The sequence below is a fragment of the Enterococcus haemoperoxidus ATCC BAA-382 genome, from assembly GCF_000407165.1.
In the GTDB taxonomy this organism is placed as follows: Bacteria; Bacillota; Bacilli; order Lactobacillales; family Enterococcaceae; genus Enterococcus_L; species Enterococcus_L haemoperoxidus.
Map to the genome: position 1 here is coordinate 197,464 of NZ_KE136479.1, position 13,127 is coordinate 210,590.

Consider the following 13,127-nt stretch of genomic DNA (forward strand, 5'->3'; position numbering starts at 1 on the left):
CAAATCATCAAGCAAGACGACACGAAAAAACGATTAGCCGGGGCAAAATATACAGTGAAGAACGCCGCTGGAGCCCAAGTAGGAAGTGGACAAACCAATGCGAATGGTGTGTATACATTAGGGAATTTACCGACAGGTAAATACACGGTAACCGAAACGGCAGCGCCAACAGGACACGTAGCGGCGCCAGTAGAAGGAAATAATCGAACTGTAGACGTGGTGAGGAATCAAACGGCAAGTCTGACGTTTACAAATAATCGCCAAGGGCGAATCAAGATCAAGAAGGTAGACAAAGAAAGTAAGGCAGTTTTGTCAGGAGCGGAGTACCGAGTAACGGATAGTCAAGGTAAGGTAGTAGTAACGAGTGTGAAGACAGGAAGCGATGGGACGGTGACAACGGGCTACTTACCAGCAGGAAATTATCGAATTCACGAAAGTGCAGCGCCAGCAAACTATGAATTAGCGAGCCCGTTAAGTGTTGTAGTGACGGTGAAAATGGGAGAAACAACCCCAGAGGTGTTGTTTGAGAACCAACGTCAAAAAGGCGGGCTGCAAATCATCAAGCAAGACGAAGAGAAAAAATATAGGAAATTGTCAGGAGCTATTTTTGATATTGCAAGTGACGATAAAGGTCAAAATATCCTGTATAAAAATCAAAAAACGGATGGATCAGGAAAAATATCTATTCCAGCTATTGCAACGGGTACGTATTATATCAGAGAAACAGCTCCACCACCTGGTTATCAGATAATCGAAAAAGGTTGGATACCAGTAACTGTAGTTCACGGAAAAACAACCACATATCAAGTTGAGAACAGGCCTACTCGGTTGCATTTACGACAAGTCGTACTAAATCAGAATGACGCTTTAGTAGTTCCTAGCACAGGTTATTTCAAACTGGAGCAATTCGCAGGTTCTAACACAGTCAATACGTACCAATTCGTTACTGGTTCGACTGTGAAGAATAAACCAGCAGAGATTACAAAAGAATTGTTTACAACAGTAAGAATTTCCGTTGGCATAGATAAACTTCGGATTATTGATTTAGTACCTGAATATTATATGTATCGTGGAGCCATTGCAACAGAAACTGATACAGATTTAGAAGAAAAACATTCTTTTGATCATACTTCTGAGATAGTAAAAGCTGATCCTATTGTAGATTATAGTAAGTCAAGTGAATATTGGGTAACTGTTTTTGTCGAACCAAAAATGGGAACAACCTCTAATGGTGAAAAAGAAAAAGAGCCTCGACCGTATAGTTGGGACTATAAAACAAATGAACTAGGTCGATTGACTCAAGTGAAGTAGGAGGAAATGTAAATGAAAAAGAAACTTATTGGATTGGCAATTCTTGGATGCTGCCTATTGTTAGCAGGATGTAACTCAAAAAATGAGAGTGAATCTAAGAAAAAAAAAACAGATCATGAAAAAATTGCAAAAAAAGAAGTATCTGAAAATAATTATGCCTCAGCAGACAATTCATTTGCTGTAAATAATGAAAACTTTATCAGCCCAGACTTTGAAGCAAAGCTTACAGGATCAAGTGTTGTTAGTGGAGACGATAATGCAACGTACCTCGTAGTTTTTTATACCTTTACTAATAAAACAAATGTCTTTAAATCAGGACAAGAAGTATTTGAAAAGTATTTGCAAGCTAACCAAGCATCAAATAAAAATGAGATGGAAACGTTATTTATAGATCATCCAGAACTTAGTGAACAGATTAAAAAACTTTCAGATGAATCTACAAAAGAACAAGAGCAAGGGAAAGCAATTCCTATGGCTACAGTTTATAAAACAGTTTCAGATAAAGACTTAAGATTAGATTTTTTAGATGCTGAAGGATCAACCATAGTATCAAAAAATTATTTGATTAAACTAGATTAGTTCCACTATTCAATAAAGAGTATTTACTAGAGAAGTAACGAATAAAATCGGTTAAAATAGAATAAAAAAAGACCTATAGCTAAATTCTACTCATACGAATGACAGAATTTAGTGGTAGGTCTTTTTTTCTAGTTTATTTGAAAGCTCATTTTCTCAATTCGATCAAATGCTTCTTTTAATATAGTTATGTCTTGAGTTGCTGCTAAACGCACGTAACTATCCCCAGTTGTTTCGCCAAAAGCTTTTCCTGGGATCATCAATACATTTGTTTCTTTTAAGACTTTTTCAACAAAGGGGACAGACGTTAAACCAGTTTTTGAAATGTTGATGAACGCATACATACTGCCCTTGACTGGATGTAATGAGAGAAACGGAATAGACGAAATTCGTTGTTCCAAATATTCTAGACGTTCTTTAAAAATGGTTACAACTGTTGGAGTTAGTGTTTCAGCATGATTTAATGCGTAAATACCAGCTTGTTGAGAAGGACTAGGTGCTGAGTAGGTTATACTTTCATTGATCAACTTCGCAGCATCGTTAATATAGTCGGGAGCAATCATATACCCAATACGCCAACCAGTCATCGCGAAGGCTTTTGAGAAACTGCTAAATGTAATCGTATTGTCAGGAGCAAATGTTGCCATTGGGACGAAATCATCATAAAAACAAAATGCTTCATAGACTTCATCAGAAAGAATATAGAAATCATGTTCAATAGCTAAATCAGCAATAGCTTTGAATGTTTCAGGAGAAAAAACAGCGCCTGTCGGATTGTTTGGTGAATTGATGATAAGCGCTTTTGTTTTATCTGTAATAGCAGCTTTCAAAACATCAATATTGATTTGAAAACCATCCTCTTCATAAGTTGGAATAAATACTGGTTTACCACCAGCAAAAATTACTTGATCTTTGTAGGGTGAAAAATAAGGTTCATGAATAATGACTTCATCTTCAGGATCTAACAATACTTGTAACGTTAAATACATGCCATGTAAAGCACCAACAGTTGCTCGAACTTGATTAGGTTCAAAGGATAAGCCATATTGTTTTTGGTAAAAGGCCACGACAGTATCGATAAATTCTTGACTACCACCAGAAGCGGTGTATTTCGTGTGCCCGTTTTTAACATCTTTAAAAGCGGCATCAATAATTCGTTCATCTGTAATCAAATCGGGATCTCCGATCGACAGGTCCAGTAAATCAGGTACTTGTTTTGCTAAAGTGGCAATATCCATCAAGATATTTTCAGCAGGTTGTTGATGTTTCTTTGAAATATTTAGTCGATCCATTTTGTTACCTCCAATTACTTGTTGCTTAACTTCATTCTATACTATTTTTTTAAGAGGGCAAAGTAAGTTTTTCTACTTACTTTGCCCTCTTGTAGTTTTTACAACACTTTTCTTAAAAAATCTTGTGTTCTAGGATTTTTCGGTTGTCCAAAAATTTCTTCTGGTGTCCCTTCTTCTTGAATGATTCCAGCATCCATGAAAATCACACGGTCGGCAACTTCACGTGCAAAGCCCATTTCATGGGTTACGACAACCATTGTCATTCCTTCAACGGCTAATGCTTTCATAACAGCTAACACTTCACCAACCATTTCTGGATCTAGTGCAGACGTCGGTTCATCGAAAAGCATCACGTCAGGATTCATTGCTAGCGCACGGGCAATTGCTACCCGTTGTTGTTGTCCGCCAGATAAGCTGGAAGGGTAGCTAGTAGCTTTATCTTTCAAGCCAACTTGTTCTAATAAGGCAAGAGCCTTTTCTTTCGCTGCATCTGTTGTTTCTTTTTTGACCTTGATTGGGCTGATCGTTAAGTTATCTAAAACTGTTTTATGAGGAAATAGATTGAAGTTTTGAAATACCATACCCATTTTTTGACGAAGGGCGTCGATATCGGTATCTTTGTCTAATAAATTTTTTCCTTCAAATTCAATCGTTCCATCTGTTGGTTGTTCTAATAAGTTTAAACAACGTAAAAAGGTACTTTTTCCGCTACCAGAAGGGCCGATGATCACGACAACTTCACCAGCGTTTACATCTAGGTCTATGCCTTTTAAGACTTCATTTTTTCCAAAGGTTTTGTGTAAATTTTTAATATTAATCACTAGTGCTCATTCTCCTTTCAGCAACACCTAACAGGCGTGAAATGGTAAAGGTTAAAACAAAGTAAATCAATGATACTACAAGGTATGGTAAAAATGGTTTAAAGCTTGCGCCTTGAACATTACCGGCTTGGAAAATCAACTCTGAAACCCCGATTACCGAAACGACAGAAGATTCTTTGATTACAGTTACAAACTCGTTTCCTAAAGCAGGTAAGATATTTTTGATTGCTTGCGGTAAAATGATGTAACGCATTGCTTGCGGTTGATTCATACCAAGAGAACGAGCGGCTTCTAACTGACCTTTATTAACGGCGTTGATTCCAGCACGAACGATTTCAGCAACATAAGCCCCGCTATTTAAGGCAAGAGCGATACAACCAGCAGCGATTTTGGATAAATCAAGCCCTAACACACCTGTACCAAAATAAACGATAAAGATTTGAACTAATAAAGGAGTACCACGAACATATTCAATATAGCAAATCGCAATACCACGTAAAATTTTTGATTTAGATAACTTCATTAAGGCTAATAAACCACCCAAGATAGCACCGAATAATACACCCATAAAGGCTAAGAAAATTGTATAACCAGCACCACTAATATAGAATTTACCGTATTTTCCAAGGAAACTCTCATCATCAGTAAACATTAATTTACCAGCTTCTTTTTTATAACCATCAAGTAAGTTATTATCATTGATGGTTTTGATCGAAGCATTGACCTTTTGTTCTAAAACAGGTGCATTTTTGGGAATGGCAACAGCGGCATCTTTTTGGCCCTGTTCAAATGTAACGTCAGCAAATGTCAACTCTTTATCGCGTTCAACGTAAGCTTCAGCAACCGGACCTTCTAGAACTGCAGCATTAACTTTTTTATTTTTTAAGTTCATGATGATGTCGGGTACTTTTTGTAAAGATGTTGGAATCGAACCTACTAATTCTGTCTTTGCCAACTCTTCTTGCGTGGTTTGTTTTTGGACGCCGACTTTTACACCATCGAAATCTTTTGTTGATTTGAATGTATCTTTGTCATCTTTTCTAACAACTACTTTTTGTTGAACGGTCATGTAAGGTGTTGAAAAATTAACTTCTTGAAGACGTTCAGGAGTTGGTGCCATACCTGAAATGATTAAATCGATTTTACCTGTTTTCAATGCACCTAATAATGCATCAAAACCCAGTTCTTCAATTTTTAATTTGACCCCAAGATCATCTGCGATTTTTTGCGCGATCGAGATATCGAATCCAACGACCTGATCTTTGCCATCTACATCTGCATGAAATTCATATGGTGCATAATCAGCAGACAAACCAACAATCAGTTCACCACGTTTCATAATGCTGTCATAGACTGGATCAGGCTCTTCCGCAATTGCTGTGGTTATGGGGATAAAAGTGAGTAGTACCAGCAATATAGGGATAATAAGTGCTAAGGTTTTTTTACATAATTTCATTTGTTCTTCTCCTTTATGATAGAGTGATAACAGTTGAGTAAGTATAACTGTCTAGTTTTTCAATAAATATTCTAAAAAACGTGTATAAATGTATAAAAATTTATTGTTTTTGGATGTGTTTTATCATATCATAGATTAAGGGAAAGGAAAAGTGAATTTTATCAAAGAATTTAAAATTTTCGCTTTTGTATAAAAATTAGTAAAAAATGAAAGGTCGAGACAAATGAATCAATCATTGATAGTAAGAGGAGCACCGCAAGAATATGAATGCCGAGTGGGTGCGTGGGATGATTTAGAAGAACACTTAAATAGAAGAAAAATCAAACGGGTAATGGTTTTACATGGGAAAGATTCATGGGAAGCAGCTAAATCTTACTTTCCTACATTAGTGAATATAGATGCACACTTTGTTTATTATGGTGGAGAATGCACGGACGAGCAGACGCTAGCTTTAAAGCAAAGGTTTGAGCAAGAGCAGTCAGAAGGAATCATTGCTGTCGGAGGTGGAAAAATTGCAGATTTAGGTAAAGCGGTGGCAAACCAATGTAACACACCGATTTTGATTTTACCCACATTAGCGGCAACCTGTGCGGCTTACACACCGCTTAGCGTAATCTATAAGACTGATGGTGCTATGGATCGCTATGATGTCTTTGCACAAAGCAATGCCTTGGTTTTAATTGAGCCTAAAGTTATTTTGGATTCACCCATTGCATTGATGATTGCAGGGATTGGTGATACTTTAGCTAAATGGTACGAAGCAGATGCAATGATTTCGCAATTAGAAGTACAACCCATCGAAATCCAAGTAGCTGCTTTTGCAGCCAAAAAATGCCGAGATGTCTTGCTTTCTGACAGTCAAGAAGCGCTTGCTGCTATGGAAAGTAAAGAAATCAATCAAGCCTTTTTAAATGTTGTCGAAACGAATATTCTACTCGGCGGAATGGTTGGCGGATTCGGTGATGATTATGGACGAACGTCTGGCGCTCACTCGATTCATGATGCATTAACTATTTTGCAAGAGAGCCATCAACAGTTACATGGTAATAAAGTGGCTTACGGTGTTTTTGTCCAGTTAGTGATTGAAAATAAGTGGGCTGAAATCGAGCAACTAATCCCGTTTTATCACAGCCTTGATTTACCAATTTCTTTAAAAGAGATGAATATGAGTTTATCAGAGGATGATTATCAGCGTGTTGCTGAGCGCGCTGCCCAGCCGCATGAAACGATTCATTATATGAAAGAAAAGATTACGCCTGAAATTGTGAAAAGAGCTATGATGAAGCTTGAAACAGCGATGAGCGATAAATAAGAGTAGTTGAAACACTGGAGCTAGATGAATTTTTATCTAAGCTCCTTTTATTGTAAATCACAGTAACTGCTTGCAGAGCTGAAGGGGCACAATACTTGGCGAGCGAAGAGCGGCGTTTCATTTGTCTAAGGATATCCTAAAGAAAGCCCGTAAAACCTTGCAAATACGAACAAAAAAAAGTATGATGAGGAAAGTGTAAATTTACAAAAGAAAGTAGGAGAATGAATGACAGAACCAGCCATTCGTTATCGTTTAATAAAGAAAGAAAAACATACAGGTGCCCGTTTAGGTGAAATCATCACGCCTCACGGTACGTTTCCAACACCGATGTTTATGCCTGTAGGAACGTTAGCGACAGTAAAAACAATGTCACCAGAAGATTTGAAAGAGATGGGCGCAGGAGTGATTTTGAGCAATACTTATCATTTATGGCTACGTCCCGGAGATGATTTGATTGCAGAAGCAGGCGGCTTACATAAATTTATGAATTGGGATCAACCAATCTTAACAGATTCTGGTGGTTTTCAAGTATTCTCATTAAGTGATATGCGTAAAATCACAGAAGAAGGGGTTCATTTTAGACACCATTTAAATGGGTCTAAGTTATTCCTTTCTCCAGAGAAAGCAATCAATATTCAAAATAATCTAGGCTCTGATATTATGATGAGTTTTGATGAGTGTCCGCCGTTTGATGAAAGCTATGATTATGTGAAGAAATCCATCGAGCGCACGTCACGTTGGGCAGAACGCGGGTTGAAAGCGCACGCTAATCCAGATCGTCAAGGCTTGTTTGGTATTATCCAAGGGGCAGGATTTGAAGATTTACGTCGTCAAAGTGCGAAAGATTTGATCAGTATGGACTTTCCGGGATATTCCATTGGTGGTTTATCTGTAGGTGAACCAAAAGCTGAAATGAACCGCGTGTTAGATTTTACTACTCCTTTAATACCTGATAATAAACCGAGATACCTAATGGGTGTGGGAACAGCAGATTCATTGATCGATGGTGTGATTCGTGGGATCGATATGTTTGATTGTGTCTTGCCGACTCGAATTGCTAGAAATGGTACTTGTATGACTTCTAAAGGTCGTCTGGTTGTTAAAAATGCACAGTATGCAAGAGATTTCCGTCCGTTGGATGAGAAATGTGATTGCTATACTTGTAAAAACTATACTCGAGCGTATATTCGTCATTTGATCAAAGCAGATGAAACATTTGGTATTCGTTTAACGTCTTATCATAATCTTTATTTCTTATTGAACCTTATGAAACAAGTTCGTCAAGCAATCATGGATGATAATTTGTTAGAATTTAGACAAGCCTTTTTTGAAGAATATGGGTTTAACAAAGAGAATCCAAAAAGTTTCTAAAAAATTGATCAAAAGACTAGTGTTGTACATGAAATTTTGTTACAGTAAACTAGTGATTATAGGATAGAGAGGTGAATAGATAATGGGCGGAGGACTTTCGTTTATTTTACCATTAATTCTTTTAGCAGGAATGATGTTTTTTATGACTCGTTCGCAAAAGAAACAACAAAATGAACGTCAAACACTTTTGGATGCAATGAAAGTGGGCGATGAAGTTGTAACGATCGGCGGATTACACGGTGTGATCTCTGAAATCGATAGCGAAAAAAGAACAGTATTGATCGATTGTGAAGGAATCATCCTTGAATTTGATCGTGCTGCAATCAAAACTGTCAAACCAGGTACTGTTGTTACAAATGACAGTGACGTAACAGTTGTTGAAACAGAAGAAACAATTGTTGAAGAGCCAACTGTAACAACAACTTCTGAAAACAACGAAACGAAAGAATAAATTCCAGCTTGCTGGAATTTTTTCTTTCTAACGCAACTAGGCAAATAGACATAGATTATTTTTTGGAAAGAAGGGGAGAACCATCGAAAAGCTGTCCTGGCACCAAAAGTTCTTATTGAAAAAAGAGTTAAAACTCAAATGCCGATCTTTTCAGCAACTTGGTTATTCTTCAGTCAACGAAACAGAATTGATGAACTATCTCGTTTCTTATCGTTGGAAAAAGAACGCTCCATCATCGATCAAAGCTTGTCGTGAAGACATTTTACATATTGAGCCAAATGAATTTTTTGATTATCAGCAATTGATTGCGCAAACAAGCAGTTTAACGATTAAAGATTGGCATGACTTAACGGATCTATTCTAATACAGAATAGGTTCTTTTTTCTTTTTGTATAATAAGAAGCGCTTACTTGAAAAAGATGAATAAAAAAACGATAAATGTGAAAAAAATCACAATAAAACTATTTACAAGAAAAAAATAATGTTGTATGATGTGTATGTGAAATAGTTAACAAACAAAAAATAACTAACTTATTTTTCTAGGAGGATCACAATGGCTAAAACAATGAAGAAAGAAGATACCAAAACGACTGATGTATCAGCAATGATCGACGAGTTGGCAAGAAAAGCAAATATTGCTTTAAAAGAAATGGAAGACTTCGATCAAGAAAAAGTTGACCACATTGTGCACCAAATGGCAATGGCAGCATTAGACCAACATATGCCTTTAGCAAAAATGGCTGTAGAAGAAACTGGCCGTGGAATTTACGAAGATAAAGCAATCAAAAATATGTACGCTTCTGAATATATTTGGAACAGCATCAAGCATGATAAAACGGTTGGTGTTATCAATAAAGACGACCAAACAGGCTTAATCGAAATCGCTGAACCAGTTGGGGTGGTTTGTGGTGTTACACCAACAACGAATCCAACATCAACAACCATTTTTAAAGCGTTGATTTCAATCAAAACACGTAATCCAATCGTATTCGCGTTCCACCCAAGTGCACAAAAATGTTCTGCTGAAGCTGCTCGTATCGTTCGTGATGCAGCCATTAAAGCAGGTGCTCCAGAAAACTGTGTACAATGGATCGAACAACCTTCTTTAGAAGCAACTTCAGGTTTGATGAATCATCCTGGTATTGCCATTGTTTTAGCTACTGGTGGTAGTGCTATGGTTAAATCAGCCTATTCAACTGGTAAACCAGCGTTAGGTGTTGGACCAGGTAATGTTCCTTCATATATTGAAAAAACAGCTAAAATCAAACGTGCAGTAAACGACTTGATCGTGTCTAAATCATTTGATAACGGCATGATTTGTGCTTCTGAACAAGCTGTGATCGTAGATAAAGAAGTTTATGCAGCAGTAAAAGCTGAATTTGAAGCACATCAAGTGTACTTCGTTAAACCAAACGAATTACAAAAACTAGAAGATGCTGTGATGAACGAAGGAAAATATGCTGTTAATCCAGCAATCGTTGGGTACTCTGCTGAACATATCGCAGAACTCGCTGGAATCAAAGTACCAAAAGGCACAAAAATTCTAATTGCTGAACTTGAAGGAGCAGGAGCAGAATACCCACTTTCTCGTGAAAAATTATCGCCAGTTTTAGCGATGATGAAAGCAAAAAATACAGATCATGCCTTTGATTTATGTGAAGCAATGCTTGAATTAGGTGGTTTAGGTCATACAGCAGTGATCCATACAGAAGATGAAGACCTACAAGTGAAATTTGGTTTACGCATGAAAGCTTGCCGTATCTTAGTAAATTCTCCATCTGCTGAAGGCGGAATCGGGAATATCTATAACGAAATGATTCCTTCATTAACATTAGGTTGCGGATCTTACGGTAAAAACTCAGTCTCTAAAAACGTATCTGCTGTTAACTTGATCAATGTCAAAACTGTAGCGAAACGGAGAAATAATATGCAATGGTTTAAATTACCGCCAAAAATTTTCTTTGAAAAAAATTCATTACAATATCTACAAAAAATGGAAAATGTTGAACGTGTCATGATTGTTTGTGATCCAGGAATGGTTCAATTCGGCTATGCGGATACAGTTCGTAAAGAATTACAAAAACGTAAAAACGACGTTCAAATCGAAGTATTCTCAGCCGTAGAACCAAATCCATCTACAAACACAGTGTATGCTGGAACAAAAGTCATGGTTGATTTTGAACCAGATACAATCATTGCTTTAGGTGGCGGATCTGCAATGGATGCGGCAAAAGGCATGTGGATGTTCTACGAACACCCAGATACAGAATTCTTTGGTGCGAAACAAAAATTCTTAGATATCCGTAAACGTACGTACAAAATTGAGAAAGCTGTTAAAACACAATTTGTATGTATCCCAACAACATCAGGTACTGGATCAGAAGTAACACCATTTGCGGTTATTACAGATAGTGATACGCACGTAAAATACCCGTTAGCTGATTACGCTTTGACACCAGATGTTGCGATCATCGATCCTCAATTTGTGATGTCAGTTCCAGCTTCTGTAACGGCTGATACTGGTATGGATGTATTGACACATGCAATCGAGTCTTATGTTTCAGTAATGGCGTCTGATTACACTCGTGGATTAAGTTTACAAGCAATTAAATTAGTTTTTGAACACTTAGAAAACTCAGTGAAACGTCCAGATGCTGAAAGTCGTGAAAAAATGCATAATGCATCAACAATGGCTGGTATGGCTTTTGCCAACGCATTCTTAGGAATTTGTCACTCAGTAGCGCATAAAATTGGTGGAGAATATGGGATTCCTCACGGACGTACAAATGCGATTTTATTACCGCACATTATCCGTTACAATGCCAAAGATCCTTCAAAACATGCAATGTTCCCTAAATATGATTACTTCCGTGCAGACACAGATTACGCTGATATCGCGAAATTCTTAGGTCTTAAAGGAAAAAATACAGCAGAATTAGTGGATGCATTAGCAACAGCTGTTTATGATTTAGGTGTATCAGTTGGAATCGACATGAACTTGAAAGCGCAAGGTGTGACACAAGAAATCCTTGATTCAACTGTTGATCATATGGCTGAATTAGCATACGAAGATCAATGTACAACAGCAAATCCAAAAGAACCATTGATCAGTGAATTGAAACAAATCATCATTGATGCCTACAATGGCTAATTGAATAAAGTGAGAAGAGTAGCTAAAAAAAGTTACTCTTCTTTTTTTATGAAAAGGAGTATAATGAGAGAGATCAAAAGCGGAGGGATAGATAATGACGATTAGAGAAGCAAAACTAGAAGATATCGAAGCAATCAATCAATTAAATACGTATCCATTAAATCATGAATATCCATTAGAAGATGCCAAAGAACAGTTGAGCTATCTACTTTCATCACCGGTCAATAAATTATTTGTAAAAGAAATAGCAGGAAAAGTAGTTGGGTATATCCAACTCAGTGAATATGTCTGCACTTATGGACCAAGATTGATGAATGTCATGGCACTTGTGGTGGGAGAAGATATGCATGGAAAAGGAATAGGCAAATCACTATTGAATCACGCAGAACAATGGGCAAAAGAAAATAGTGCACAAGGTATTCGCCTAAACTCAGGAGTAGAGCGAACTAAAGCCCATAAATTTTATGAGCATCAAGGCTATGAAAAAGTGAAGAAGCAAGTGAATTTCAGAAAATTATTTCAATCAAAATAAATCGAAACAAGAAAAGAGGAAACAAATGATTACATTAAAATCAAAAAGAGAAGTAGAGAAGATGGCAGAATCAGGTGCATTATTAGCAGATGTGCACAAACAATTACGAACATTTATCAAGCCAGGGATTACAAGTTGGGATATAGAAGTATTCGTTCGTAATTATATTGAAAGTCATGGCGGTGTGGCTGCTCAAATTGGATTTGAAGAGTATGAGTATGCAACATGTTGCAGTATCAATGATGAAATTTGCCATGGTTTTCCAAGGAAAAAAGTATTAAAAGATGGCGACTTGATAAAAGTCGATATGTGTATTGATTTAAATGGTGCTATTTCAGATTCTTGTTGGTCTTACTCAGTGGGAAGCGCCACAGATGAAACAAAACATTTAATGGAAGTCACTAAAAAAGCTTTATATTTAGGTATTGAACAAGCTAAAGTTGGTAATCGTGTTGGCGATATTGGTCATGCGATTCAAACGTATGTGGAGTCAGAAGGCTACAGCGTTGTTCGTGATTTTATAGCGCACGGCATTGGTCCAACCATTCACGAAGAACCCTTTTTCGCTCATTATGGAGAACCAGGTAAGGGGTTGCGACTAAAAGAGGGCATGACAATAACGATAGAACCGATGGTCAATGCTGGTTTGTGGCAGATGGAAATGGAACCAAATGGCTGGACTGCTAAGACAAGAGATGGTAGCTTAAGTTGCCAATATGAACATAGTTTAGCGATTACGAAAGATGGGCCAGTGATTTTAACTTCTCAAGGAGAAGAAGGTAGTTACTAGAGTAAGATATTGTTCAATAATAATAAGGAGCATTGCTTTTTCAAATAAATCATTTGGTGTATAT

The 13,127-nt window shown here is 37.2% G+C and carries 12 protein-coding genes; 9 read left to right on the plus strand and 3 right to left on the minus strand.

Translation table 11 applies throughout. The features are described 5' to 3' along the window. Positions 1–1,311 (plus strand): MSCRAMM family protein (locus tag I583_RS00935; RefSeq protein WP_016249887.1); only part of this gene is annotated, 1,311 nt, incomplete at its 5' end. Between the two features lie 12 nt (positions 1,312–1,323). After that, positions 1,324–1,890, plus strand: a complete 567-nt coding sequence (locus tag I583_RS00940) for a DUF5067 domain-containing protein (protein WP_010762670.1) — start codon at positions 1,324–1,326, stop codon at positions 1,888–1,890. 128 nt (positions 1,891–2,018) lie between these two features. On the opposite strand, the gene I583_RS00945 is transcribed toward I583_RS00940, so the two are convergent. The 3 genes from I583_RS00945 to I583_RS00955 all read right to left on the minus strand — a co-directional run bounded on the left by I583_RS00945 (position 2,019) and on the right by I583_RS00955 (position 5,456). Then, positions 2,019–3,179: a pyridoxal phosphate-dependent aminotransferase gene (locus I583_RS00945; RefSeq protein ID WP_010762671.1), complete on the minus strand. Its 1,161-nt coding sequence runs from the start codon at positions 3,177–3,179 to the stop codon at positions 2,019–2,021. Between the two features lie 98 nt (positions 3,180–3,277). Beyond that, entirely contained in the window at positions 3,278–4,000 is a 723-nt protein-coding gene (locus tag I583_RS00950; RefSeq protein ID WP_010762672.1) for an amino acid ABC transporter ATP-binding protein, read from the minus strand. Continuing rightward, the gene (locus tag I583_RS00955; RefSeq protein WP_010762673.1) at positions 3,993–5,456 is read right to left on the minus strand and encodes an ABC transporter substrate-binding protein/permease; all 1,464 of its coding nucleotides are present in this window, start codon (positions 5,454–5,456) and stop codon (positions 3,993–3,995) included. Before I583_RS00955 ends, I583_RS00950 begins: the two co-directional genes overlap by 8 nt. Before the next feature lie 223 nt (positions 5,457–5,679). Here I583_RS00955 and I583_RS00960 point away from each other — a divergent pair, with 223 nt between their 5' ends. From I583_RS00960 to map, 7 genes are all read left to right on the plus strand, one after another. After that, positions 5,680–6,768: an iron-containing alcohol dehydrogenase family protein gene (locus tag I583_RS00960; protein ID WP_010762674.1), complete on the plus strand. Its 1,089-nt coding sequence runs from the start codon at positions 5,680–5,682 to the stop codon at positions 6,766–6,768. Between the two features lie 225 nt (positions 6,769–6,993). Continuing rightward, on the plus strand, positions 6,994–8,139 hold the full coding sequence (gene tgt, locus I583_RS00965) for a tRNA guanosine(34) transglycosylase Tgt (protein WP_010762675.1): 1,146 nt from the start codon (positions 6,994–6,996) through the stop codon (positions 8,137–8,139). A gap of 82 nt (positions 8,140–8,221) precedes the next feature. Next, the gene (gene yajC / locus I583_RS00970; RefSeq protein WP_010762676.1) at positions 8,222–8,590 is read left to right on the plus strand and encodes a preprotein translocase subunit YajC; all 369 of its coding nucleotides are present in this window, start codon (positions 8,222–8,224) and stop codon (positions 8,588–8,590) included. 91 nt (positions 8,591–8,681) lie between these two features. After that, the gene (locus tag I583_RS00975; RefSeq protein ID WP_034682593.1) at positions 8,682–8,954 is read left to right on the plus strand and encodes a post-transcriptional regulator; all 273 of its coding nucleotides are present in this window, start codon (positions 8,682–8,684) and stop codon (positions 8,952–8,954) included. 189 nt (positions 8,955–9,143) lie between these two features. Further along, entirely contained in the window at positions 9,144–11,741 is a 2,598-nt protein-coding gene (gene adhE / locus I583_RS00980; RefSeq protein ID WP_010762677.1) for a bifunctional acetaldehyde-CoA/alcohol dehydrogenase, read from the plus strand. A gap of 94 nt (positions 11,742–11,835) precedes the next feature. Beyond that, positions 11,836–12,273: a GNAT family N-acetyltransferase gene (locus I583_RS00985; protein ID WP_010762678.1), complete on the plus strand. Its 438-nt coding sequence runs from the start codon at positions 11,836–11,838 to the stop codon at positions 12,271–12,273. Positions 12,274–12,298: 25 nt separating this feature from the next. Continuing rightward, a complete protein-coding gene (gene map, locus I583_RS00990) occupies positions 12,299–13,063 on the plus strand; it encodes a type I methionyl aminopeptidase (RefSeq protein ID WP_010762679.1) in 765 nt (254 codons plus the stop codon). The last annotated feature ends 64 nt before the right edge of the window (positions 13,064–13,127 follow it).

Bases quoted from the DNA above. Each gene is read 5' to 3' on its own strand.
- I583_RS00940 (WP_010762670.1), top strand. From the start codon at position 1,324: ATGAAAAAGAAACTTATTGGATTGGCAATTCTTGGATGCTGCCTATTG.
- I583_RS00955 (WP_010762673.1), bottom strand. From the start codon at position 5,456: ATGAAATTATGTAAAAAAACCTTAGCACTTATTATCCCTATATTGCTG.
- tgt (WP_010762675.1), top strand. From the start codon at position 6,994: ATGACAGAACCAGCCATTCGTTATCGTTTAATAAAGAAAGAAAAACAT.
- I583_RS00960 (WP_010762674.1), top strand. From the start codon at position 5,680: ATGAATCAATCATTGATAGTAAGAGGAGCACCGCAAGAATATGAATGC.
- I583_RS00985 (WP_010762678.1), top strand. From the start codon at position 11,836: ATGACGATTAGAGAAGCAAAACTAGAAGATATCGAAGCAATCAATCAA.
- I583_RS00945 (WP_010762671.1), bottom strand. From the start codon at position 3,179: ATGGATCGACTAAATATTTCAAAGAAACATCAACAACCTGCTGAAAAT.
- adhE (WP_010762677.1), top strand. From the start codon at position 9,144: ATGGCTAAAACAATGAAGAAAGAAGATACCAAAACGACTGATGTATCA.
- yajC (WP_010762676.1), top strand. From the start codon at position 8,222: ATGGGCGGAGGACTTTCGTTTATTTTACCATTAATTCTTTTAGCAGGA.
- map (WP_010762679.1), top strand. From the start codon at position 12,299: ATGATTACATTAAAATCAAAAAGAGAAGTAGAGAAGATGGCAGAATCA.